Raw genomic sequence first — 23,454 nt, forward strand, 5'->3', positions numbered from 1 at the left:
GATGCTGGAACTGATCCTAGGTGGTGCCCGCTCGGGCAAAAGCCGCTTTGCCGAACGTCTGGCTGCCGAAAGCGGCCTGGCGGTCACCTATATCGCCACCAGCCAGGCGCTAGATGGGGAGATGAGCGCGCGCATCGCCCATCATCGGCAACGGCGCCCGGTGCACTGGTCGCTGGTGGAGGAACCGCTGCAGCTGGCGCGGGTACTGCGCGAGCAGGCCGCGCCGCAGCGCTGCCTGCTGGTCGACTGCCTGACTCTCTGGCTGACCAACCTGCTGATGCTGGACGACGCGGCCCGCCTCGCGGAGGCGCGTGATGCGCTGCTCGAGTGTCTGCCTGAGCTACCGGGGCGGATCATCCTGGTCAGCAGCGAGACGGGCCTCGGCGTGGTGCCGCTGGGCGAGCTGACCCGTCGCTACGTGGACGAGGCCGGCTGGCTGCACCAGGCGGTGGCGGATCGGGCGCAGCGGGTGACCTTCATGGTCGCCGGGCTGCCCATGACCCTGAAGGGAGCACAGTGATGCAAGAGTGGTGGAACGAACCCTGCCGGCAGCCGGACGAAGCCGCGCGTATCCGTGCCATGGCGCGCCAGGATCAGCTGACCAAACCGCGCGGCGCGCTGGGCCAGCTCGAGGCGCTGGCGGTGAACCTGGCGGCGCTGCAGGCATGCGACCGGCCCGCCGTCGAGCGGCTGCACCTGTGCGTCTTCGCCGGTGACCACGGCGTGGTCGAGGAGGGCGTTTCCGCCTATCCGCAGGCGGTCACCGGGCAGATGTTGCACAACTTCGTCGCCGGTGGTGCGGCACTCTCCGTGCTGGCGCGCCGGCTCGGCGCAGTGCTGGAGGTGATAGACCTCGGCACCGTGGAGCCGCTGGAACTGGCCGGTGTCACTCATCTGCGATTGGGGCCGGGCACGGCTAACTTCACCCGCGAGCCGGCCATGAGCGAGGCACAGCTGGATCAGGCGCTGGCGGCGGGGCGGAGCAGCGTCCAGCGCGCAGCGGCGAATGGCGTGCAGCTGTTCATCGGCGGCGAGATGGGGATCGGCAACACCAGCAGCGCCAGTGCCCTGGCCGCGGTGCTGTTGCCGCGCTCACCGCTGACCCTGGTCGGGCCGGGGACGGGCTTGGATGTACCCGGGGTGCGACACAAGGAACAGGTCATCCAGAGCGCCGTGCGGCTGCATGCCGGGCATTGCGGCGTGCCGCTGGAAGCCCTGCGCCGGCTTGGCGGCTTCGAAGTGGCGGCGTTGACCGGCGCCTATCTCGCCTGTGCTCAGCAGGGTATCCCGGCGCTGGTGGACGGCTTCATCTGCAGCGTCGCGGCGCTTTGCGCGGTGCGCCTGAACCCGGCGTGTCGGGCCTGGCTGCTGTTCGCCCATCGCTCCGCCGAACCGGGGCACCTGGCTGTGCTGGAGGCGCTCGAAGCGGCGCCGCTGCTCGATCTGGGCCTGCGTCTGGGGGAGGGCAGCGGTGCGGCGCTGGCGGTACCGCTGCTCCAGCAGGCGTGCGCATTGCACAACGAGATGGCCACCTTCGCCGAGGCGGCGGTGGCGGACCGGCCGGCATGAGCACACGCATCGACCTGCTGCGCCATGGCGAGACCGAGCGGGGCGGCGGCTTTCGCGGCAGCCTTGACGACGCCCTGACCGCTCACGGCTGGCAACAGATGCGCGATGCGGTGGCGCTTGCCGGCCCCTGGGACGTGCTGGTCAGCTCACCGCTGCAACGCTGCGCAGCTTTCGCCCGCGAGCTCGCCGCCGAACGTAGGCTGCCGCTCCACATCGAGCCTGAGTTGCGCGAGCTGCATTTCGGTGCCTGGGAAGGGCGCAGCGCCGCCGAGCTGATGAGCACGGATGCCGAGGCGCTGGGACGCTTCTGGGCCGATCCCTACGGTTTCACGCCGCCTGGTGGCGAGCCGCTGCTGCGGTTCGAGGCGCGCGTGCTGGCGGCCATCGAGCGTGTGCGCCTGCATTTTGCCGGCCGACGCGTGCTGGTCATCGGTCACGCCGGGGTGATGCGCCTGCTGCTGGCGCAGGGGCGGGGATTGCCGCGGGAGCGGCTGCTGGAAGTGAACGTGGCCCACGGCGAATTGCTGCCGCTCAGTCCTTGTCCGGCGGGCGAACCCGCTGCCCTGGACGAATAGGTGTGTCGATGCTGCCGCTGTTGATCGCCCTGCAATTTCTCACCAGCCTGCCAATCCGGTTGCCTGCCATGCCTACGCCGCGGCAGCAGGGCCGTTCGTTGCTGCATTATCCCGCGGTGGGCCTGTTTCTTGGCGCGCTGCTCTGGCTGGCGGCGCTGCTGCTGGAAGGTGCATCGCCACTGCTGCAGGCGGCATTGCTGCTGGCGCTGTGGGTCGCATTGACCGGCGCACTGCACCTCGATGGTCTGGCTGACAGTGCGGACGCCTGGCTCGGCGGCTTCGGCGACCCGGCGCGTACGCTGGAGATCATGAAGGACCCGCGCAGCGGCCCGGTGGCCGTGGTGGTGCTGGTGCTGCTGCTGTTGCTCAAGTTCAGCGCCCTGCTGGTGGTGCTGCAGGCGCAGCAGCCCGCCGCGCTGGTCCTGGCGCCCCTGCTCGGGCGCGCGGCGCTGCTGGCGCTGTTTCTCTGCACCCCTTATGTGCGCCCGAATGGCCTCGGCCAGGCACTGGCGGCGAACCTGCCGCGCAGCAGGGCCTGGATGGTGCTGGCATTGGTCGTTATCGGGTGCCTGCTGCTCGGCGCCACCGGCTTGCTGGCCCTGACGCTGGCCGGCGTGACCTTTCTGCTGGCGCGTCGCGCCATGCTCCGCCGCCTCGGTGGCACCACGGGCGATACCGCCGGTGCGCTGCTGGAGCTGGTGGAATGCGCCGTGCTGGTCGGGTTGGCGTTGCAGCTTTAGCCCTCGACCGTCACGCGACGGTCGAGCACGGGAGCATGCTGGGCCATCAGCTCGACGACCCAGTCGATGAACACCCGCAGCTTGGCGCTGACATGGCGATTCGGCGGAAACGCCAGGTACAGCGGCATCGCATCGAGTTGCCAGTCCTCCAGCAACGGCACCAGCTCGCCATTGGCCAGATGCGTCTTCACCATGTAATGCGGCAACCAGAGCACGCCCAACCCGGCCAGCCCCGCGGCCAGACAGGCGTTGCCATCGTCCACCGCGAGCACGTAGCGGCCATGTACCCGGATGCGCTCGTGCTGCCGCTGCATGACGTACGGCGTGGGCTTGCCGGTGCGTCCCCAGAGAAAGCCGACCACGCGGTGATGGCTGTTTTCCAGTTCGCTTGGGTGGCCCGGTACCCCGGCACGCGCCAGGTAACTCGGCGCCGCGTACACGCCCAGGCTTAGGTCGCCGACGCGGCGGGCGATCAACGACTGGTCGGTGAGTTCGCCGCCGCGCACGACGCAGTCCACGTTCTCGCCGATCAGGTCCACCCGCCGATCGCTGACGCCCATGTCCAGCTGGATGTCCGGGTACCGGGCATGAAACGCCGGTAACGCCGGTATCAGGATCATGCGTGCCAACGGGCTGGGCACGTCGACGCGCAGGCGTCCCCTCGGCAACGCCGCAGCGGCGGACAGGCTGGTCTCGGCGTCGTCCAGATCCGCCAGCAGGCGCAGCGCCCGTTCGTAAAAGGCGGCACCGTCGGCGGTGACGTTGACCCTGCGCGTGGTGCGGTTGAGCAGGCGGACACGAAGCCGAGCCTCCAGTTGCTGGACCTGCTGGGTCACGCTGGTCTTGCTGATGCGCAACGTTTCCGCAGCCTTGGTGAAGCTGCCGGTTTCCACTACGCGAACGAAGGCCTGCATCGCATCGAAACGGTCCATCGTCACCCCAGGATTGTTTGGTTTGAGCAAACAGTGTTGAGCGCACTCGCGCGTTTATCCAGTGTTCGTCGAGTTCTACAGTGAATTCTCACTTGAACGGGTCGCCTCGACCCTTGCTGGAGGTTTGCACATGACACAGCGTGACGTTGTTTTTCCGCCGGGACGCCAGGCACTCTACGAGCACAACCGCTATTCACCGGCCATCCGCGCCAATGGCCTGCTGTTCGTCTCCGGGCAGGTCGGCAGCCGCGAAGACGGCTCGCTAGAGCCTGAGCTGGAGGCTCAGGTCCGGCGCGCCTTCGACAACCTGAATGCGATTCTCGAGGCTGCAGGCTGCACCTTTGAGGATGTCATCGACGTCACTGTGTTCATGGTCGATCCGCAGGCGATCTTCGAGCGGGCCTGGAACCTGGTGGTGTCCGAGTACTGGGGGCAGGCACCGCATCCGACGGTTACCGCCGTGGGCGTGACCTGGCTCTATGGCTTTCAGTTCGAGATCAAGGTCATCGCCAGGCTGCCCGATGCGGCCTAAGCGGCCGCGACGTTCAACCCAGCAAGGCGACGGTCTTGATCTGTGCCCACAACTGCTGACCGGGGGTGACCGCCAGCTGATCCGCCGACCGCCGGGTGATCCGCGCCAGCAGCGGCGTGCCTCCGGCATCCAGGCGCACCAGCACGTGCGCGGGGGTATCGGCCGCTACCACGGCTGCGACGCGCGCCGGCAGCAGGTTGGTGATGCTGCTGCCTTCGGCGCGCTGCAAGGCCAGGCTTACGTCCCGCGCATGCACGCGAAAGCGCAGACGCTGCCCCGGTGCTTCCGGGCGCTGCGAAACCAGCACTTCGCCACCGGGGAAAGTCAGTCGGGTCAGATGGTAGTGGGCGTCGTGCCCGGCGACTTCGGCCTCGACCACCACGCCGGCGTCCTCGCTGAAGGCGGTGGGCAGGTCCAGCCGCGCCAGGGTCTCGCGCAGTTCGCCCTGGGCGATGGCCCGGCCCTGCTCCAGCAGCACCACGTGGTCGGCCAGCCGCGCCACTTCGTCCGGCGAGTGGCTGACGTAGAGCACGGGGATATCCAGCTCGTCGTGCAGGCGCTCCAGGTAGGGCAGGATTTCGTTCTTGCGCTTGAGGTCCAGCGCCGCCAGCGGCTCGTCCATCAGCAGCAGGCGCGGGCTGGTCAGCAGCGCGCGGGCGATGCCGACACGCTGGCGCTCGCCGCCGGACAGCCGATCCGGCATGCGTTCGAGCAGGTGAGCGATGCCCAGCAGTTCCACCGCCTGCTCCAGGGCCACGCGCCGAACGCTGGCCGCCACACGGCGCATGCCGAACTCGAGATTGCGTCTCACCGACAGATGCGCGAACAGGTTGGCGTCCTGGAACACGTAACCGATCGCGCGCTGATGCGGTGGTACGAACAGCTTGCGCGCGCAGTCCTGCCAGTGTTCGCCGTTGACGCTCAGCTGGCCGCGGCCAGAGCGTTCCAGCCCGGCGACGCAGCGCAACAGGGTGGTCTTGCCGGAGCCTGAATGGCCGAACAGCGCGGTGACACCACGGCCGGGCAGCTCCAGGTCGACGTCCAGGCTGAATTCGGCATAGTCCAGGCGAAAGCGTGCGTGGATGGCATTGTCGTAGGTGTACCCGCTCATCCGCGCCACCCTTGTCTGAATCGGCTGCCGTAAAGCATCAGCAGCACAAGGAAGGAGAACAGCAGCATGCCGCCGGCCAGCCAGTGGGCCTGGGCGTACTCCATGGCCTCGACGTGATCGTAGATCTGCACCGAGACGACCCGGGTCTTCTCCGGAATATTCCCGCCGATCATCAGCACCACGCCGAACTCGCCCACCGTGTGGGCGAAGCCGAGGACGCTGGCCGTGACGAAACCGGGGCGGGCAAGCGGCAGTACCACACTGAAGAACGTATCCCACGGACCGGCTCGCAGCGTGGCGGCGGCTTCCAGCGGGCGTTCGCCGATGGCCTCGAAGGCGTTCTGCAAGGGCTGCACGACGAAGGGCATGGAGTAGAGCACCGAGCCCACTACCAGCCCGGCAAAGGTGAATGGCAGCAGGCCGAGGCCGAGGCTTTGCGTCAATTGTCCAATGGGGCCGTTGGGCCCGAGGGCGACCAGCAGGTAGAAACCCAGCACGGTGGGTGGCAGCACCAGCGGCAAGGCAACCACGGCGCCGATCGGACCTCGCAGTCGAGAACGGGTACACGCCAGCCACCAGGCCAGCGGTGTGCCCAGCAGCAACAGTAACAGGGTGGTGACGCTGGCCAGCTTGACCGTCAGCCAGATGGCCGCGAAATCGGTACCGTCGAGCATGTCGTTGCCTCACTCCACCGCATAGCCATATTCGCGGATCAGCGCCTTGGCGGTTTCCCCCCTGAGGTATTCCAGCAGCGCCCGCGCGGCCGGGTTGCCCTCGCCATGGCGCAACAGCAGCGCGTCCTGACGGATCGGCGCGTGCTGGTCTGCCGGCACCACCCAGCCCGAGCCTTTGCCGATGCGTCCGTCTTCGATCACCTGCGACAGCGCCACGAAACCGAGCTCGGCATTGCCGCTGGCGACGAACTGGTGGGTTTGCGCAATGTTCTCGCCCTGCACGAAGCGTGGCCGCAGTTTCTCGCGCAGGCCCAGCCGGTCCAGCGTGGCCATCGCCGCAGCGCCATAGGGAGCCGTCTTTGGATTGGCCACGGCCAGGTGACGGAAATCGCCGCCGGTCAGGACCTTGCCTTGCGGGTCGACGTACCCCTCGCGGGGCGACCACAGCACCAGGGTGCCGATGGCGTAGGTGAAGCGGCTGCCGGCCATGCCGATGCCGTCGTGCTCCAGCCGCAGCGGGGTGCTGTCATCGGCGGACAGCAGCACGTCGAAGGGGGCGCCGTTGTGGATCTGCGCATAGAACTTGCCGGTGGCGCCGAACGCCAGCACTGCGCGATGGCCGGTGTCGCGGGCGAACGCCGCGGCGATCCTCTGCATCGGCGCAGTGAAATTGGCGGCGACCGCGACCCGCACGTCGTCTGCGCTGGCAATCAGCGGTAGACAGAGCAGCAGGGCGGCGCATAGGCGACGGATGGGGTGCATGAGGTGTCCTTCAGTCGACGGCGATGATGACGTGGGAGGCCTTGATCAGCGCGGTGCACGGCTGACCCACGGCCAGTCCCAGCTCTTCAGCGCTTTCATTGGTGATGACGGCGCCAAGCGTACGCTCGCCCGGCAGCGCCAGCTTCACTTCGCTGTTTACCGCACCGGGCAGCAGGGCGCTGATGGTGCCGGTGAGGCGATTGCGCGCGCTGATTTTCACCTCCGGATCGGGGGACAGCAGCACGAAGCTGGCCTTGATCAGCGCGATTGCGGTCTTGCCCGGCGCCAACTGCAGTTCGTCGATGCTGTCGTTGGTCAGCGTGGCGGTGATGGTCTGGCCGGCGCCTATATCGAGGCTCAGGCTGCCATTGACGGCGCCTTTGCTGACAGCGGTGATGCGGCCGCGGAACTGATTGCGCGCACTGGTCTTCATGGCGATGGCCCTCAGCAGTCGATCGATGTCGTCGAAGCCTTCGGTGCCCTCGGCCAGCTGGGCGAGGAAGCGCTCGTACTCGACCTGCATGCGCCGCCAGACGTGAAGCATTTCCCGGCCGAAATCGGTCAGGCGTGTGCCGCCGCCCTGGGCGCCGCCAGCGGAGCAGACCACCAGTGGGCGTTCAGACAGGTTGTTCATGGCATCCACCGCATCCCAGGCGGCCTTGTAGCTGAGCTTGATGGCCTTGGCCGCCCGGCTGATGGAGCCAGTCGCTTCGATCTGCTCCAGCAGGTCGATGCGCTTGCCGCCGAGATAGCCTTTCTCGCCCCGGTTGAACCAGAGCTGGCCGTCGATTCGCAGTGGCTGATGGGCATCGGACATGTGCGGGTCTTCGAATCCGTGTCGGTGGGGGATTGTGGCGGGCGCTATATCGTCTTGTATATAGCGCTGTCGAGGTAGTGCGCGTCGGAAGTTGCCGATTGCCCATCGAGCGGTGGCGGAGTAGCGTGGAAGCTCCCTGTTTCAGGAGCTCAGTCATGAAGCTTCTCACGCTCATTGCCCTGTCTGCGCTCGCCTTGCCGGTAATGCCGGCGGCGGCCAGCGAATGTCCGGCCGTGCTGCAGCACGAGATGCCGAAGCTGCGCTCCAAGGACAGCGTCGATCTGTGCCAGACCTTCCAGGGCAAGGCGTTGGTTGTGGTCAATACTGCCAGCCACTGCGGTTTCACCCCGCAATTCAAGGGCCTCGAGGCGCTCTATCAGCGCTACAAGGGCGACGGCTTGGAGGTGCTGGGCGTGCCATCGGACGACTTCTTCCAGGAGTCGGACGATGAAGCCGAGACAGCCGAGGTGTGCTACGTGAACTACGGCGTGACCTTCACCATGACCCAGACCCAGGCAGTGCGCGGGCGTGACGCCACGCCGCTGTTCCGCGAACTCGCGGAGCAGGCTGGACAGGCGCCGCGCTGGAACTTCTACAAGTACGTGGTCGATCGGCAGGGGCGCGTCGTCGCGCATTTTTCCAGCAAGGTAAATCCGGATGATCCTCGCTTGATCGCGGCGGTGGAAAAGGCGCTGGCGAGGTAGAAACGAAAAAGCCCCGGAGAACCGGGGCTTTTTTGTAGCGCTTGGATCAGAAGCGGTAGCTGAGCGAGGCACCGAAACCGTGGGCGCTGTTTTCGTAATCGGCGCTGTAAACACCCTTGGTTGGGTGTTCACGGCGGACCTTGGTGTCTTCTTCCCACAGATAGGAATAGGCAAGGTCAACGGTGATGTCGTCCGTTGGGTTCCAGCCCAAGCCGAAGCTCACTGCGGTACGGTCACCAGTTGGAATACGAGGCGAACGATCGACGTTATTGGTGGGGCTCTGATCGAATGCTAGACCGGTACGGAGGGTCCATTCGCGGTTCAGCTTGTAGGCGGCGCCGAGCGCATAAGACCAAGTGTCACGCCAGTCTTGATCTTCGACAATAGGTGCGAGACTGCCCTGAAGCGGTGCTGGGATGCCTTCGTTTTCGATGATGATGGCTTCGAAGCGGCTCCAGCGCGTCCACATGGCGCCAGCGTAAAGAGTCCACTGATCGTTGAGCTCATGAGTCAACGATACGTCCACCGACTCAGGGGTATCGAGGTCAAGAGACGCATCGTACTTGCCGGTGGCGCCTGCAAAACCAGCGCCTGACAGCTTGGTATCACCTTCGAGTGTGTATTTGACTTTCGAATGGTAAGTAATCCCGGCGCGGGTCTGCGGGGAAAATTCGTAAAGCACGCCAGCGTTGAATCCAAGCGCCGTGTCGTCGCCCTTTACCTTGACACGGCCATCGGCAGTGCCTGGCGAGGTACGGTTAAGCGCTGCGCTCTCAAGTTGGCCGTCGATGCGGTTGATCGTCGGACCGAAGCCAATCGATAGCTGCTCATTGAAGCGATAGCTAACCGTTGGTTGCACGGTTACTACGCGTACTTCGCTGTAATCACCGTGGTAGCGGCCCTGGAAGCCGTTCTCGTAGTCGGTGATCATGCCGAACGGCACATAAAGGCCGACCCCGACGGCCCACTTTTCATCGATTGGCTTGACGTAGTAACCCATCGGCACGGCAGTAAACGGGACCATATCGCCGTCGTTGCTGCCATTCAGCGGCAGGCGCGCACCGCCGAGAGCGTCTATTTGCGGAGTCGCAGCGGAAGCGTTCTTGATCTTCGTCTTCGCATGGATCGCTGCCATGCCGAAGCTGACTTCTTCACGCTTGAGGCGGGACATGCCGGCCGGGTTGCCGAAGAGGGTGGTGGCGTCGTCGGCGGAAGATGAGCGGCCTGCGAAGGAGGTGCCCATGCCGCTGATGCTTTGCTCGTTGAGGGCGAAACCGGCTGCCATTGCCTGGCTGGACAAGGCGCCTACGGCTACCGCGAGTGCGGTCTTCAACCATGTTGTTTTCATTGTTGTACTACTCCGGGATAAAAGCGGGTCGGAACCTAGCAACTTTCTCGGACAGGTAGCAAGACAATGAATTGCAATTTTTCGTAAAGATGGCGACTAACGGTTGTGAAAACAAATGTAACTTCGGCAAAACCGCAGAGGCGTATTGTGACTCGTCAGCCACGCGGCGCCTGCTGGCGCCGCGTGGTGGTCGGACTCAGGCGCGAGGCCGCCGGGTGTCGGTGATCCACTCGCTCCAGGAGCCGGGATAGAGCGTCACCAGCGGATAGCCAGCCAGACACAGGGCAAACAGGTTGTGGCAGGCGGTCACGCCGGAGCCACAGTAGGCGACGGTGCGCTGGGGTGGCTTGTTGCCCAGCAGCGGTTCGAAGCGCCTGCGCAGCTGTTCGACCGGGAGAAACCGGCCGTCGTCGCTGAGATTCTCGGTGAACGGAACGCAAGTGGCATTGGGGATGTGCCCAGCGATCGGATCGATGGGTTCGACTTCGCCGAGAAAGCGGGGCAGCGCGCGGGCGTCGAGCAGCGCCAGTTGGGGATCGTCGAGGCGCTCCTGAAGCGCGGAGGCATCGATGATCAGGCTGCTGTCGGCGCGCCCGCTGAAGGTGCCTGGCTCAGTATCGGGGATCGCTTCGTCCATCGGTAGACCGGCTTCGCACCACGCCTTGAGGCCGCCATCGAGAAGGTAGATGCCGTCGCGTTTACCGAGCCAGAGCAGCAGCCACCATGCCCGTGCGGCAAAGGCACCGGGGCCGTCGTCGTACAGCACCACGTCGCTGTCGTCATCGAGGCCCCATTGGCGAAAGCGCGCTGCCAGCCGCTCCGGATCCGGCAGTGGGTGCCGGCCGGTGACCCCAGGGGTGACCGCGCCGGATAGGTCCTTCTCCAGGTCGGCGAACCGGGCGCCGGGAACATGGCCCTGGCGGTAGCTGCGCTCGCCGTAGGTGGAATCTTCCAGGGCGAAGCGGCAATCGAGAATGCGCAGCGCGGGATCGTCCAGGCGCCGGGCCAGTTGCTCGGCTGTGATGAGTTGTGCAAGTGGCATCGTACGCCTCCGGGGAAACATCGCTAAACACTACCAGCGTGCGCGCCGGCCATGAATGCCCGGCCGGTCGGATGCTCGATATATACTGCGCGCCTCGTTCGGCCGCGCGCCGGTCGTCAGCCGAAAAGGAGGCCGTGTGGCCATCGAAACTCAATGGGTCGTGGATGATGCACATCTGGCCCGCCTCTGCGCCGAATGGCGCCAACTGCCATTTGTGGCGGTGGACACCGAATTCATGAGGGTGGACACCTTTTATCCCATCGCCGGGCTGGTGCAGGTCGGTGACGGGCGGCGCGCCTATCTGATCGACCCGCTGGCGGTGCGCGATTGGCATCCGTTTGCCACACTGCTGGACGATGCTGCTGTGGTAAAGGTGCTGCATGCCTGCAGCGAGGACCTCGAAGTGCTGCTGCGCCTGACCGGCAGCCTGCCGCAGCCGCTGTTCGATACCCAGTTGGCCGCCGGCTACCTGAACATCGGCTTTTCCATGGGCTATTCGCGGCTGGTCCAGGCCGTGCTTGGCATCGAACTGCCCAAGGGCGAAACGCGCTCGGACTGGCTGCAGCGGCCGCTGAGCGAGATGCAGGTGCGCTACGCCGCCGAGGATGCGCAGCACCTGGCCGAACTCTACGAAGCGCTGCTGCCGAAGCTGTCGGACGACAAGCGAGCCTGGGTGCTGGAGGACGGTGCCGAGCTGGTCGCCAACCTGCAGCGCGAATCCGACCCGGAGGAGGCCTATCGAGAGGTCAAGCAGGCCTGGCGCCTCAAGCCTCAACAGCTGGCCGTGCTCAAGGTGCTGACCGCCTGGCGTGAGCGCCAGGCCCGAGCGCGCAACCAGCCGCGCAATCGCGTGTTGCGCGAGGCCAGTCTGTGGCCGCTGGCGCGTACCCAGCCGTGCGATCTGGTTACGCTGGCGCGCATCGATGAGATGCATCCGCGCACCGTACGCCAGGATGGTGAAGCCTTGCTGGCGATGATCCGCGAGGCTGCCGCGACGCCCGAACAGGATTGGCCGGCGGCGCTGCCGGAGCCGTTGCCGCTGGAAGTTTCCGGCGTGTTGAAGAAGTTGCGGGCGGTCGGCCAGCGCGAGGCGAAGGCGCTGGATATCGCGCCGGAGCTGATGCTGCGCAAGAAGACCCTGGAGGCACTGCTGAAAAGCGGTTACCCCGACGGCCCTTATCAACTGCCCGATTCGCTGCGCGGCTGGCGCCGCGAGCGGATGGGGCAGGCCCTGCTGGATGTTCTGGAAAAACGCTCATGAAACTCATCTGTTCCATTTACAAGAGCCCCCGCAAGGACGGCATGTACCTCTACGTCGACAAGCGCGATGCGCTCAAGCGCGTGCCCGAGGGCTTGCTCGCCGCATTCGGCGCGCCGCAGCTGGCATTCGAGCTGGTGCTCACCCCGGAGCGCCAGCTGGCGCGCGAGGACATCAACAAGGTGCTCGCCAACATCGAGGCGCAGGGCTATCACCTGCAGATGCCGCCGGCCGAGGACGAGTACATCGAGCACCTGCCCGAGGAACTGCTGCGCATGAACGATCCCATGTGAAGGTGCCCGGCCAGGCATGACCGGGGACAAGGTCGTGCCGGCGGATCGGACTATTCTGAAGTCGTCCGCACATGCATAGGGAGACGGCTCATGAAAACGCGTTCCTGGGTACTCGGTTCGATCCTTGCCGGTCTGGCGATGTCTGCCAGCGCGCAGCCGGCGCCGGCCTACGACAACGAAGCCTGGCAGCAGCACTGGCAGAAGATGCAGGAATATCGTCAGGCCTGGCAGGCCGCGAAGACGCCGGAAGAGCGGCAGAAGCTGCGGGACGAACACTGGCAGAGCATGCAGTCGACCATGGGCGCCATGGGAGGCTGCCCGATGGGCGGCCCGGGTGCCGGCATGGGCAAACAGGGCGGCAAGCCGATGCAGGGGGCAATGGGCGGCGGCCGCATGATGGCGGCACCGTCCAAGGAAATGCTCGACATGCGCATCCAGCACATGGAGCAGATGCTCGAGCAGATGCGCAGCCATCGCGACATGCTCGACAAGCAGTAATCCGCCGCGTGGCTGCCTGCCGCTCCGGCCGGCGGCCACGGCTCAGACCTTGATCCGCCTGCCGGCTATTGGCCGGATATCCTGCAGTGGCTAGACTTGCCGCTTTTTCCCGGTAGTGACAGAGAGATGGCGGCCAAAGTCGAACCCTTCTGGAAGCGCAAGACCCTCGCCGAGCTCGATTCGGCCGAGTGGGAGTCGCTATGCGACGGCTGCGGCCTCTGCTGCCTGCAGAAGCTCGAGGATGAGGAAGATGGCGCCGTGTACTACACGCGCATCGCCTGCCGCTTGCTCGATCTGAAGACCTGTCAATGCAGCGATTATCCCAATCGGCGCGCCAGCGTACCGGACTGCATTCAGCTCAATGCCCAGGACGCCGCACAGTTCAAGTGGCTTCCGCCCACCTGCGCCTACCGCCTGGTGGCCGAGCGCAAGGACCTGCCGCTCTGGCACCATCTGGTCTGTGGCGACCGCGAGGCGGTACACGTCGAGCGCATTTCCCAGGCCGGCAGGATGCTCGCCGAAGGCAGCGTTGCCGAGGAGCATTGGGAAGACCACCTGATTTTCCGTGCTGGTTGAATCTAAGCGCCGATTGCATCGTCTCAAGATCAGCACACCCCTCGCGTTATCCGATCCGTGGAGTTCTCTTCGATGCTTGCTCGACTGCTGTCGCTGTTCGCTCTCGTTCTTTTCATCGTCGGCCCGGCACAGGCGGCCAAACGGGTCGATCTTGACTATCACGTGCGCTTCCTCCCGGCGGAAGATCAGGCAGTGGTGCAGCTGATCCTGGAGAAGGGCGAGGCGGTCCGCAGCCTGCAGTTCAACCTGGGCGACGAGGGTTACTACAGCGACTTCCAGGCGGACGGCGAATGGCAGCAGGAGTCGCCGGCACTGGGCACCTGGCGACCTGCCCCCGGCAAGGCGACCCTGAGCTATCGCGTTCGCATCAGTCATCCCCGTGACAACGGGCGCTTCGATGCGCGGATGACGCCCGATTGGGCGCTGTTCCGCGGCGATGATCTGGTGCCGCCGGCGCGGCTGGATCAGGTCGATGGCGTGAGCTTGGTGTCACGCATCAGCTTCGAGCTGCCGGAAGGCTGGAAGAGCATCGAAACCGGCTGGCCGCGGATCGGCAAGAACCGCTTTCGCGTGGACAACCGCGAGCGTCTGTTCGATCGCCCGACCGGCTGGATGCTGGCCGGCAAACTGGGCACCCGTCGCGCCAAGCTTGGCGAAACCGAGGTCACCGTCGCAGCGCCGGTAGGCGAGGGCGTGCGGCGGATGGACATCCTGACCATGCTTACCTTCGTCTGGCCGCAGGTGCAGAGCGTCTTTCCCCGCGATCCGGCAAAGCTGCTGATTGTCGGCGCCGGCGATCCCATGTGGCGCGGTGGGCTCTCCGGACCAAACTCCCTGTACATGCATGCCGACCGCCCGCTGGTCAGCGAGAACGGCACAAGCTCGCTGGTGCATGAGCTGGTGCATGTGTTCAGCCGCATCAAGGACACCGATCGCAGCGACTGGATCAGCGAAGGGCTGGCCGAATACTACGCCATCGAAGTGGTGCGCCGTGCCGGAGGGATGAGCGAGGATCGTTATCAGGCAGTTCGGGAGCATCTGATCAAATGGAGTCGCAAGGTCGATAGCCTGCGCACCGAGCATTCCACCGGCCCGATTACTGCGCGCGCCGTGTTGCTGTTGCAGGATCTGGACAAGGAAATCCGCCAGCGCAGCAAGGGGCGGCATTCGCTGGACGATGTCGCGCGCGGCCTGATGCGCATGGATACCGTCAGCACGGACGACTTCATCACCATGACCGAAACGCTGCTTGGCGGCGGCTCGAAGGCGCTCAACACCCGACTGCTGCGCTGATTCCGAATCGCCAGGGTCAGCCCGCCCCATGAGGAGACCTCTGTGACCATCATCGATCTTCGCAGCGACACCGTCACTCAGCCGTCCAGCGCAATGCGTGAAGTGATGTGTTGTGCTGTGACCGGTGATGACGTTTACAGCGAGGACCCGACGGTCAGCCTGCTCGAGAGCCGCCTCGCCGCGAGTCTGGGGTTTGCCGCAGGGCTCTTCGTTCCTTCGGGGACGATGAGCAATCTGCTGGGGCTGATGGCGCACTGCGAGCGGGGTGACGAGTACATCGTTGGCCAGCAGGCGCACACCTACAAATACGAAGGCGGCGGAGCAGCGGTGCTGGGCTCGATTCAGCCGCAGCCGATCGAAATGGAGGCGGACGGGACGCTGGACCTTGCCCGCGTCGAAGCGGCGATCAAGCCGGACAACTTCCACTTCGCCCGTAGCCGTCTGCTGACGCTGGAAAACACCATGCAGGGCAAGGTGCTGCCGCTGGACTATCTTGCCGCGGCTCGCGACCTCACGCGCCGGCACGGCCTGGCGCTGCATCTGGATGGTGCCCGGCTGTTCAATGCGGCGGTAAGGCTCGGTTGCGATGCCCAAGAGATCACCCGGCATTTCGATACGGTTTCGGTGTGTCTGTCCAAGGGGCTCGGTGCGCCGGTGGGGTCGGTGCTCTGCGGTGGCGAGGCATTCATCGGCAAGGCGCGGCGCCTGCGCAAGATGGTCGGCGGTGGCATGCGCCAGGCTGGCGTGCTCGCCGCCGCCGGGCTCTACGCGCTGGAGCACAATGTCGCTCGGCTCGCCGAGGATCATCGTCGCGCCCAGTGGCTCGGAAAGGAGCTGGCCGCGCTTGGGTTCGCGGTCGAGCCCGTGCAAACCAACATGGTTTATGTGGCGATGGGTGACAGGGCTTCGGCATTGGCGGAGTTCTGTTCGACGCGTGGCATCCGGCTGACCCCTTCGGCACGGCTGCGTCTGGTGACCCATCTCGACGTGCACGACGAGCACCTGCCGATGGTGGTGCGTGCCTTCGCCGAATTCGCCGGGAACATGAGCGGCAATTGACGTCGAATTGCTTGATTCAATCGCCTTTATCCCCTATACCCGGCGCGCAGGCCCGATATAATGCGGCCCTTTGCCGGCTATCCGTTGGATAGTTGCGAACCGGCTTTCGGTGGTCCCGCCTCGCCGTGTCGTTTTGCAGCCGTTCGGCCGCAGTCCTCTGGAAGAAATCTATGAAAAGCGCAGAAATCCGTGAAGCCTTCCTCCGCTTCTTCGAAGAGAAGGGCCACACTCGCGTGGCCTCCAGTTCGCTGATTCCGGCGAACGACCCGACCCTGCTGTTCACCAACGCCGGCATGAACCAGTTCAAGGACTGCTTCCTCGGCCTGGAGAAGCGCGCCTATACCCGTGCCACCACCAGCCAGAAGTGCGTACGTGCCGGCGGCAAGCACAACGACCTGGAAAACGTCGGCTACACCGCGCGTCACCACACCTTCTTCGAGATGCTCGGCAATTTCAGCTTCGGCGATTATTTCAAGCGCGACGCGATTCACTACGCCTGGGAGTTTCTGACCAGCGACAAGTGGCTGAACCTGCCCAAGGAGAAACTCTGGGTGACGGTCTATGCCACCGATGACGAGGCCTACGACATCTGGACCAAGGAAGTCGGCGTGCCGGCCGAGCGCATGGTGCGCATCGGTGACAATAAGGGCGCGCCCTACGCTTCGGACAACTTCTGGGCGATGGGCGATACCGGCCCTTGCGGTCCCTGCACCGAGATCTTCTTCGACCACGGCGAACACATCTGGGGCGGTCCGCCCGGTTCGCCAGAGGAAGACGGCGACCGCTACATCGAGATCTGGAACAACGTGTTCATGCAGTTCAACCGGACCGCGGACGGTGTACTGCACCCGTTGCCGGCACCGAGCGTCGATACCGGCATGGGCCTGGAGCGCATCAGCGCCGTGCTCCAGCACGTCAATTCGAACTATGAAATCGACCTGTTCCAGAGCCTGCTGAACGCGGCGGCGGACGCCATCGGCTGCGCCAACGAAGGCCAGGCTTCGCTGAAGGTCGTTGCCGACCATATCCGTTCCTGCGGCTTCCTCATCGCCGATGGCGTGACGCCGTCCAACGAAGGCCGTGGCTACGTGCTGCGCCGCATCATTCGCCGCGCCTGCCGCCATGGCAACAAGCTCGGCGCCAAGGGCAGCTTCTTCCATCGCATCGTCGCCGCGCTGGTAGCGGAGATGGGCGACGCCTTCCCCGAACTCAAGCAACAGCAGGCGCATATCGAGCGCGTGCTGAAGAATGAGGAAGAGCAATTCGCCAAGACCCTGGAGCAGGGGCTAAAGATCCTGGAGCAGGATCTGGCCGCGCTTGCCGGTAGCGTCATTCCCGGCGAGGTGGTGTTCAAGCTTTACGACACTTACGGCTTCCCGGTCGATCTGACCGGTGACATCGCGCGCGAGCGTAATCTGACTCTGGATGAAGAGGGCTTCGAGCGCGAGATGCAGGCCCAGCGCGAGCGTGCCCGCTCGGCGAGCGCCTTCGGCATGGACTACAACAGCCTGGTCAAGGTGGAAGGCGAGACGCGCTTTATCGGTTACCAGGGCACGTCGGGCAGCGGCAAGGTTCTGGCGCTGTTCAAGCAAGGCATGCTGGTCGATAGCCTGAGCGCTGGCGAGGAGGGCGTCGTGGTGCTCGATCAGACGCCGTTCTACGCCGAATCCGGCGGGCAGATCGGTGACTGCGGCTACCTCGAGGCACAGGGTCTGCGCTTCGATGTGCGCGACACCAGCAAGGCTGGTGGCGCATTCCTGCATCACGGAATCGTCGACAGCGGCACGCTGACCACGGGCGCGCAAGTCGAGGCGACGGTCGACGCTTCAGTGCGCCAGGCTACGGCGCTCAACCACTCGGCGACCCACCTGCTGCATGCTGCGTTGCGTGAAATTCTCGGTGATCACGTGAGCCAGAAGGGCTCCTTGGTGGACAGTCAGCGCCTGCGCTTCGACTTCAGCCACTTCGAAGCGATCAAACCGGAGCAGCTCCGCGCACTGGAGGATCGCGTCAATGCCGAGATCCGCCGCAATTCGGCGGTAGAGATCGAGGAAACCGATATCGATACCGCCAAGGCCAAGGGCGCAATGGCGCTGTTCGGCGAGAAGTATGGCGACACCGTTCGGGTGCTGACCATGGGTGGCGGTTTTTCCGTCGAGTTGTGCGGTGGTACCCACGTGAACCGCACCGGCGACATCGGCCTGTTCAAGATCACCAGCGAAGGCGGCGTGGCCGCTGGCGTGCGGCGGATCGAAGCGGTAACTGGCGCACCGGCGCTGACCTACCTCAATGACGCCGAGGAACAGCTGAAGCAGGCGGCCAGCCTGATCAAGGGCAGCCGCGAGAATCTGTTGGACAAGCTCGGTGGCCTCCTGGAGCGCAACCGTCAGCTGGAGAAGGAGCTCGAGCAGCTCAAGGCCAAGGCCGCCAGCGCTGCAGGTAATGATCTGGCGGCATCGGCGGTTGAGGTGAACGGCATCCGCGTGCTGGCGGCGCGTCAGGACGGGCTCGACGGCAAGGCGTTGCTGGCGCTGGTCGACCAGCTGAAGAACAAATTGGGCAGTGCGGTCATTCTGCTGGGCGGGGTTCAGGACGATAAGGTCGTCCTGGTTGCCGGCGTGACGCAGGACCTGACCTCGCGCCTGAAGGCCGGGGATCTGATGAGGCAGGCCGCTGCCGCGGTAGGCGGCAAGGGCGGTGGTCGCCCGGATATGGCCCAGGGCGGCGGTACCGATGCCGCCAAGCTGGACGAGGCGTTGGCCTTGGCCCTGCCGTTTGCTCAGCAGGCACTTTGATTAAGTTGCCGGAGGCGCCTCCGGCATCTGCAGGTTGTTTGTTTAATGAATGCCCTTTGCGGGCTCTAGGCGGCTAACAATGGCTTTGATCGTACAGAAGTTTGGGGGCACCTCGGTCGGCACCGTCGAGCGAATCGAGCAGGTGGCCGAAAAGGTCAAGAAATTCCGCGACGGTGGCGATGACATTGTCGTGGTCGTCTCGGCAATGAGCGGCGAAACCAACCGTCTGATCGATCTGGCCAAGCAGATCAGCGAGCAGCCGGTTCCGCGCGAGCTGGACGTCATGGTGTCCACGGGCGAGCAGGTGACGATCGCCCTGCTGGCCATGGCGCTGATCAAGCGCGGCGTTCCGGCGGTGTCCTACACTGGCAATCAGGTCCGTATCCTCACCGATAGCGCCCACACGAAGGCGCGCATCCTGCAGATCGATGCGCAGCGCATCCAGCGCGACATCAAGGCGGGGCGTGTCGTCGTTGTGGCTGGCTTCCAGGGTGTGGACGAGAAGGGCAACATCACCACGCTGGGGCGCGGTGGCTCCGACACCACCGGCGTGGCGTTGGCGGCAGCGTTGAAGGCCGATGAATGTCAGATCTACACCGATGTGGATGGCGTCTATACCACCGACCCGCGCGTCGTTGCCAAGGCCCAGCGTCTGGACAAGATCACCTTCGAGGAAATGCTGGAAATGGCCAGCCTTGGCTCCAAGGTGCTGCAAATCCGCGCGGTTGAGTTCGCCGGCAAGTACAGTGTCCCGCTGCGTGTACTGCACAGCTTTCAGGAGGGTCCGGGTACCCTCATTACCCTTGATGAAGAGGAATCCATGGAACAGCCCATCATTTCCGGCATCGCCTTCAATCGTGACGAGGCCAAGCTGACCATCCGTGGGGTGCCGGACACGCCCGGCGTAGCGTTCAAGATTCTCGGGCCGATCAGCGCCGCGAATGTGGAAGTGGACATGATCGTGCAGAACGTCGCGCACGATAACACCACCGATTTCACGTTCACCGTGCACCGCAACGACTACAACAACGCGCTTCAGGTGCTGCAAGGGATTGCCGCCGAGATGGGCGCCCGGGAAGTCATTGGTGACACCAACATCGCCAAGGTGTCTATCGTCGGTGTCGGTATGCGTTCGCACGCGGGCGTCGCCAGCCGGATGTTCGAGGCGCTGGCCAAGGAAAACATCAATATCCAGATGATTTCGACGTCCGAAATCAAAGTTTCGGTTGTCATTGAAGAGAAGTATCTGGAACTTGCAGTACGTGCGTTGCACACCGCATTTGAGTTGGATGCGCCGGCTGGCAATACTGCGGAGTGATTCGCAGAAGGCGCGCTAGTCCGCGCCTTCTGTCGTATTGGGCCGTGCTAAAAGGAACTTTAGGCTCCCGAGCGCGGGTCAATACCTGGTGAAAGGCTCTAGCTTCATGTTTTACGGGACATTTTCCGTATTTATCTTTGCAGACTGTTTACTGAACTGAATCCGTTTAAGGAGAAAGGAATGCTGATTCTGACTCGCCGGGTAGGAGAAACCCTGATGGTGGGTGACGATGTGACTGTCACTGTGTTGGGTGTGAAAGGAAACCAGGTACGTATCGGCGTCAATGCGCCCAAGGAGGTGGCGGTGCATCGCGAGGAGATTTACCAGCGGATCCAGAAAGAGAAGGATCAGGAACCAAGCCACTAATTTTTCTGTAATTTTTGGCTTTGCAAACGGGGTAAAGATGGGTATGATGCGCCCCGTGTTGCGGAGAGGTGGCCGAGTGGCCGAAGGCGCTCCCCTGCTAAGGGAGTACACCTCAAAAGGGTGTCGGGGGTTCGAATCCCCCCTTCTCCGCCATTTTGCGTTCTAGGGTTTTTGATTCTTGCGTCAGCCTGCTTTCAGATGGAAAGCGCCACGGCAAAGTGCTTGACCATCATTGTTTACTCCCTATAATGCGCACGCTCAGCGCACTCATAGCTCAGCTGGATAGAGTACTCGGCTACGAACCGAGCGGTCGGAGGTTCGAATCCTCCTGAGTGCGCCATATTCGAATGACTGGCATCTTGCGAGTCGCTCGGGCAACCAGCAGTGATCTGGTTTATCAAGCGCTTACGCACTCATAGCTCAGCTGGATAGAGTACTCGGCTACGAACCGAGCGGTCGGAGGTTCGAATCCTCCTGAGTGCGCCAATCAAGAGAAGGGCCTGCAGCGATGCAGGCCCTTTTTCGTTTTGGCGAGCTAGCGCTTGCCCAGCACGCAGCCGTGTTCATCGAAGCTGACCGTGCGCACCTGCCCCTTGCCGTCCCGAAAGCGCAGGCGGTCTCTGCCGTTGGTGCTTGTGGTGCTTTCCGGTCGGCCTAGCGCGCTTTCCACGTCGCTGCGTGTCATCCCCGCACGAATGCTCTTGCTGATGATCGCGCTGCGCCGCTCGCTGCCGGTCACCCTGTTGCCGCACCCGTCGTCTTTTTCGGCAACTACCGCCACGTCGTTGCCGACCTTGCGTCCGTGATTCGTACTGCTGGCGGTCGTGGCCATGCGCACGGTCTCGTCGGAGCTGGGCTTCGGGTTGACCGCCTGTTGTCGCTCGCTGCTCTGGTCCGTGGGGCAGCCCTGCTGACTGAAAGTGACGTGCCCCGCGGTATCGACGCAGCGAAACACGCTTGCGGAAAACGCCGGATTCGCCAGCAAAAGCAGGCCAGTGCAGATCACCCACATTTTCATTGTCGTCCTCCTTGACTGAACAAGCGCCTTGCAGGCTACTCAATAAAAGCTGTCCGTACATCCGTGTCTCATTGCGCCGTGAAGGCGTCGACAGAAAAGTCGGCGTCCATGCTGCTGACGTGTCTGTGTGCAAGTTGCCCGAAAGGGCTGTACTTGAGCACGTCCGGCGCGCCGCGGCGATGGTATGATTGCCGCATCTGCCCCTATGGGTCTGTGGAACAACCTTTCCTTATGGACTTACCCAGTAGCCATTCAAGTTTCCCGCTTGCCAATCACGTGAAGATTGATTGATTCCCCCGGCGCGCTCCCGGCCGGGGGTGGAGTGCGCCATGACAGAAGTAGAAGCAAAAAAGCCACAAGAGACCTTGCAGGACCGCCTGGCGCAGGTGGTCGAACTGCTGCAACGCCATCGCCTCGGTGAGGATGGCGAATACCGGCAGGACAATCTGCAGGTCGAGCCCGCCGAGAATTATGATCAGGGGCAGATCCTTGCCGAGCTGCAACGCAAGCTCGACGAGCTGCACCCTGCGGACGTCGCCCACATCCTGGAAGCATTGCCGCTCGAAGAGCGCCTGACCGTCTGGCAGCTGGTCAAGGCCGAGCGCGATGGCGACATTCTGCTAGAGGTCTCCGATGCGGTGCGGGAGACGCTGATCGCCGACATGGACGATCACGAACTGCTCGCCGCGGCCAAGGAGATGGACGCCGACGAGCTGGCCGACCTGGCCCCTGAACTGCCCCGTGATGTCGTTCATGAGCTGATGGAGAGCCTGGACGCCCAGCAGCGCGAGCGTGTGCGCTCGGCTTTGTCATACGAGGAGGATCAGGTTGGCGCGCTGATGGACTTCGAGATGGTGACCATCCGCGAAGATGTCAGCCTGGAAGTCGTGCTGCGCTACCTACGGCGGCTCAAGGAGCTGCCCGGCCACACCGACAAGCTGTTCGTGGTCGATTACGACGGTGTGCTCAAGGGTGTGCTGCCGATCAAGCGGCTCCTGGTCAACGATCCGGACAAGCAGGTCGCCGAGGTAATGGCCAGCGACCCGGTCACCTTCCATCCTGACGAAGACGCCTACGAGGCGGCTCAGGCGTTCGAGCGCTACGACCTGGTTTCGACACCGGTCGTCGACAAGGGAGGCAAGCTGATCGGGCGCCTGACCATCGACGAGATGGTCGACCTGATCCGCGAGGAGAGCGAAAGCGAAGTCCTCAACATGGCCGGTCTGCGCGAGGAGGAAGATATCTTCGCTTCGGTCTGGAAGTCCGTGCGCAACCGTTGGGCCTGGCTGGCGGTCAACCTGGTCACCGCATTCGTCGCTTCGCGAGTGATCGGCCTGTTCGATGGCTCGATCGAGAAGCTGGTGGCGCTGGCTGCGCTGATGCCAATTGTCGCAGGCATCGGCGGCAACTCCGGCAACCAGACGATCACCATGATCGTACGCGCCATGGCGCTGGATCAGGTGGGCACTGGGAACACCGTACGCTTGTTGCGCAAGGAGGTCGGGGTCGGTCTGGTCAATGGTCTGGTGTGGGGTGGCGTGATAGGCGCGGTAGCCTGGTGGCTTTACGGTAGCTGGTCTCTGGGCGTCGTGATGACGGCTGCGATGACCTTGAATCTGCTGCTCGCGGCGCTGATGGGCGTGCTGATTCCGATGACGCTGGCGCGACTGGGGCGCGATCCGGCGATGGGGGCCAGCGTGATGATCACGGCCATGACCGACAGTGGCGGTTTCTTCATTTTCCTCGGATTGGCGACAATTTTTCTGCTGTAGCGGCGCTTTTCGCGTCGTGTTGGGGTTTGCCTTGTTTCGTTGTTTCGGGCTAAGGTTCGGCCGTTTCGCGTGTCGCGGAACGTGTCCGAACTAACGCAGCGAATAACAAGCAGCTTGAACTGCTGACAAGGGAACTCCCGATGACCCCCAGCCAACTCCTGCTCGAAGGCGTCGAACTCATGCTGTTCGGCATCGGTTTCGTCTTCGCATTCCTCGTTCTGTTGATCCTTTGCATTCGCCTGATGTCGTATCTGACCGGTCGCTTCGTAAGTGCACCGGCGCCTCAGGCTGCGCCTGCACCGCATGCAGGTGCTGAAACAGACGCGGACATTCTTGCAGCCATCCAGGCCGCGATTCATCAACACCGCGCGCGCCGCGGTTGACTCTGGAAAGGGAGTTCCT

25 protein-coding genes and 3 tRNA genes are annotated in these 23,454 nt (G+C 64.0%); 20 read left to right on the top strand and 8 right to left on the bottom strand.

The genetic code is table 11. From position 1 onward, the window contains the following. The first annotated feature begins 1 nt into the window (after position 1). From cobU to VF716_RS13565, 4 genes are read left to right on the top strand one after another with little or no spacing between them, the layout of a single operon-like run. Complete coding sequence (gene cobU, locus VF716_RS13550; RefSeq protein WP_011912476.1) at positions 2–520, top strand: bifunctional adenosylcobinamide kinase/adenosylcobinamide-phosphate guanylyltransferase; 519 nt, start codon at positions 2–4, stop codon at positions 518–520. Continuing rightward, positions 520–1,569, top strand: coding sequence for a nicotinate-nucleotide--dimethylbenzimidazole phosphoribosyltransferase (gene cobT, locus VF716_RS13555; protein WP_111481705.1), 1,050 nt, complete (start codon positions 520–522; stop codon positions 1,567–1,569). Before cobU ends, cobT begins: the two co-directional genes overlap by 1 nt. Beyond that, positions 1,566–2,144, top strand: coding sequence for an alpha-ribazole phosphatase family protein (cobC, locus tag VF716_RS13560; RefSeq protein WP_013982196.1), 579 nt, complete (start codon positions 1,566–1,568; stop codon positions 2,142–2,144). Before cobT ends, cobC begins: the two co-directional genes overlap by 4 nt. Positions 2,145–2,152: 8 nt before the next feature. Continuing rightward, positions 2,153–2,884, top strand: coding sequence for an adenosylcobinamide-GDP ribazoletransferase (locus VF716_RS13565; RefSeq protein ID WP_440552747.1), 732 nt, complete (start codon positions 2,153–2,155; stop codon positions 2,882–2,884). Here the strand turns inward: VF716_RS13565 and VF716_RS13570 are convergent. Next, positions 2,881–3,816 (bottom strand): LysR substrate-binding domain-containing protein, encoded by a 936-nt coding sequence (locus tag VF716_RS13570; RefSeq protein ID WP_440552748.1) that lies wholly within the window; start codon positions 3,814–3,816, stop codon positions 2,881–2,883. The genes VF716_RS13565 and VF716_RS13570 overlap by 4 nt on opposite strands. Before the next feature lie 130 nt (positions 3,817–3,946). Here VF716_RS13570 and VF716_RS13575 point away from each other — a divergent pair, with 130 nt between their 5' ends. Further along, on the top strand, positions 3,947–4,348 hold the full coding sequence (locus tag VF716_RS13575) for a RidA family protein (RefSeq protein WP_126526765.1): 402 nt from the start codon (positions 3,947–3,949) through the stop codon (positions 4,346–4,348). Positions 4,349–4,361: 13 nt separating this feature from the next. Here the strand turns inward: VF716_RS13575 and modC are convergent, their stop codons facing one another. Genes modC through VF716_RS13595 form a run of 4 tightly spaced genes read right to left on the bottom strand, consistent with a single transcriptional unit; the run spans position 4,362 to position 7,712 of the window. Next, positions 4,362–5,459, bottom strand: coding sequence for a molybdenum ABC transporter ATP-binding protein (modC, locus tag VF716_RS13580; protein WP_126526764.1), 1,098 nt, complete (start codon positions 5,457–5,459; stop codon positions 4,362–4,364). After that, a complete protein-coding gene (gene modB, locus VF716_RS13585) occupies positions 5,456–6,133 on the bottom strand; it encodes a molybdate ABC transporter permease subunit (protein WP_049326320.1) in 678 nt (225 codons plus the stop codon). The genes modC and modB overlap by 4 nt, the downstream gene beginning before the upstream one ends. A gap of 9 nt (positions 6,134–6,142) precedes the next feature. Beyond that, entirely contained in the window at positions 6,143–6,895 is a 753-nt protein-coding gene (gene modA, locus VF716_RS13590; protein ID WP_270066708.1) for a molybdate ABC transporter substrate-binding protein, read from the bottom strand. Between the two features lie 10 nt (positions 6,896–6,905). Further along, positions 6,906–7,712: a TOBE domain-containing protein gene (locus tag VF716_RS13595; RefSeq protein WP_213918744.1), complete on the bottom strand. Its 807-nt coding sequence runs from the start codon at positions 7,710–7,712 to the stop codon at positions 6,906–6,908. Positions 7,713–7,867: 155 nt separating this feature from the next. Between VF716_RS13595 and VF716_RS13600 the strand changes: the two genes are divergently transcribed. Next, positions 7,868–8,416, top strand: a complete 549-nt coding sequence (locus VF716_RS13600) for a glutathione peroxidase (protein WP_011912537.1) — start codon at positions 7,868–7,870, stop codon at positions 8,414–8,416. 46 nt (positions 8,417–8,462) lie between these two features. Here VF716_RS13600 and VF716_RS13605 read toward each other — a convergent pair whose 3' ends face one another. Both VF716_RS13605 and VF716_RS13610 read right to left on the bottom strand, forming a co-directional pair. Further along, positions 8,463–9,764, bottom strand: coding sequence for an OmpP1/FadL family transporter (locus VF716_RS13605; protein ID WP_011912538.1), 1,302 nt, complete (start codon positions 9,762–9,764; stop codon positions 8,463–8,465). A gap of 196 nt (positions 9,765–9,960) precedes the next feature. After that, positions 9,961–10,806, bottom strand: coding sequence for a sulfurtransferase (locus tag VF716_RS13610; RefSeq protein ID WP_011912539.1), 846 nt, complete (start codon positions 10,804–10,806; stop codon positions 9,961–9,963). Between the two features lie 136 nt (positions 10,807–10,942). Here VF716_RS13610 and rnd point away from each other — a divergent pair, with 136 nt between their 5' ends. From rnd to VF716_RS13670, 12 genes are all read left to right on the top strand, one after another. Continuing rightward, positions 10,943–12,067 carry a ribonuclease D gene (rnd, locus tag VF716_RS13615; RefSeq protein ID WP_014596186.1) on the top strand — a complete coding sequence of 375 codons (1,125 nt, stop codon included), beginning with the start codon at positions 10,943–10,945 and terminating at the stop codon, positions 12,065–12,067. Next, positions 12,064–12,357, top strand: a complete 294-nt coding sequence (locus VF716_RS13620; protein ID WP_011912541.1) for a YcgL domain-containing protein — start codon at positions 12,064–12,066, stop codon at positions 12,355–12,357. The genes rnd and VF716_RS13620 overlap by 4 nt, the downstream gene beginning before the upstream one ends. Before the next feature lie 90 nt (positions 12,358–12,447). Beyond that, entirely contained in the window at positions 12,448–12,855 is a 408-nt protein-coding gene (locus tag VF716_RS13625; RefSeq protein ID WP_011912542.1) for a hypothetical protein, read from the top strand. 126 nt (positions 12,856–12,981) lie between these two features. Beyond that, complete coding sequence (locus VF716_RS13630) at positions 12,982–13,431, top strand: YcgN family cysteine cluster protein (RefSeq protein ID WP_013982207.1); 450 nt, start codon at positions 12,982–12,984, stop codon at positions 13,429–13,431. A gap of 72 nt (positions 13,432–13,503) precedes the next feature. After that, positions 13,504–14,724 carry a hypothetical protein gene (locus VF716_RS13635; protein WP_125919048.1) on the top strand — a complete coding sequence of 407 codons (1,221 nt, stop codon included), beginning with the start codon at positions 13,504–13,506 and terminating at the stop codon, positions 14,722–14,724. 42 nt (positions 14,725–14,766) lie between these two features. Then, positions 14,767–15,783, top strand: coding sequence for a low-specificity L-threonine aldolase (ltaE, locus tag VF716_RS13640; protein ID WP_440552749.1), 1,017 nt, complete (start codon positions 14,767–14,769; stop codon positions 15,781–15,783). 170 nt (positions 15,784–15,953) lie between these two features. Continuing rightward, positions 15,954–18,578: an alanine--tRNA ligase gene (gene alaS / locus VF716_RS13645; RefSeq protein WP_440552750.1), complete on the top strand. Its 2,625-nt coding sequence runs from the start codon at positions 15,954–15,956 to the stop codon at positions 18,576–18,578. 79 nt (positions 18,579–18,657) lie between these two features. Then, on the top strand, positions 18,658–19,896 hold the full coding sequence (locus tag VF716_RS13650; protein ID WP_013982211.1) for an aspartate kinase: 1,239 nt from the start codon (positions 18,658–18,660) through the stop codon (positions 19,894–19,896). Positions 19,897–20,076: 180 nt separating this feature from the next. Then, the gene (gene csrA, locus VF716_RS13655) at positions 20,077–20,262 is read left to right on the top strand and encodes a carbon storage regulator CsrA (RefSeq protein ID WP_003283978.1); all 186 of its coding nucleotides are present in this window, start codon (positions 20,077–20,079) and stop codon (positions 20,260–20,262) included. A 62-nt stretch (positions 20,263–20,324) separates the two neighbouring features. Beyond that, positions 20,325–20,415 (top strand) — tRNA-Ser (locus tag VF716_RS13660). A 110-nt stretch (positions 20,416–20,525) separates the two neighbouring features. After that, positions 20,526–20,602, top strand: a tRNA-Arg gene (locus VF716_RS13665). A gap of 69 nt (positions 20,603–20,671) precedes the next feature. Beyond that, positions 20,672–20,748: transfer RNA gene (locus VF716_RS13670), tRNA-Arg, on the top strand. A 49-nt stretch (positions 20,749–20,797) separates the two neighbouring features. Here VF716_RS13670 and VF716_RS13675 read toward each other — a convergent pair. Beyond that, positions 20,798–21,280: a DUF4124 domain-containing protein gene (locus VF716_RS13675; RefSeq protein ID WP_013982212.1), complete on the bottom strand. Its 483-nt coding sequence runs from the start codon at positions 21,278–21,280 to the stop codon at positions 20,798–20,800. A gap of 329 nt (positions 21,281–21,609) precedes the next feature. On the opposite strand from VF716_RS13675, the gene mgtE reads away from it, so the two are divergent. Both mgtE and VF716_RS13685 read left to right on the top strand, forming a co-directional pair. After that, the gene (gene mgtE, locus VF716_RS13680) at positions 21,610–23,052 is read left to right on the top strand and encodes a magnesium transporter (protein ID WP_013982213.1); all 1,443 of its coding nucleotides are present in this window, start codon (positions 21,610–21,612) and stop codon (positions 23,050–23,052) included. A gap of 140 nt (positions 23,053–23,192) precedes the next feature. Continuing rightward, positions 23,193–23,435 (top strand): OadG family protein, encoded by a 243-nt coding sequence (locus VF716_RS13685; RefSeq protein ID WP_013982214.1) that lies wholly within the window; start codon positions 23,193–23,195, stop codon positions 23,433–23,435. Positions 23,436–23,454: the final 19 nt, after the last annotated feature.

Origin of the sequence: Stutzerimonas sp. Brlt_14, from assembly GCF_051948915.1 — a bacterium.
GTDB lineage: Bacteria > Pseudomonadota > Gammaproteobacteria > Pseudomonadales > Pseudomonadaceae > Stutzerimonas > Stutzerimonas stutzeri.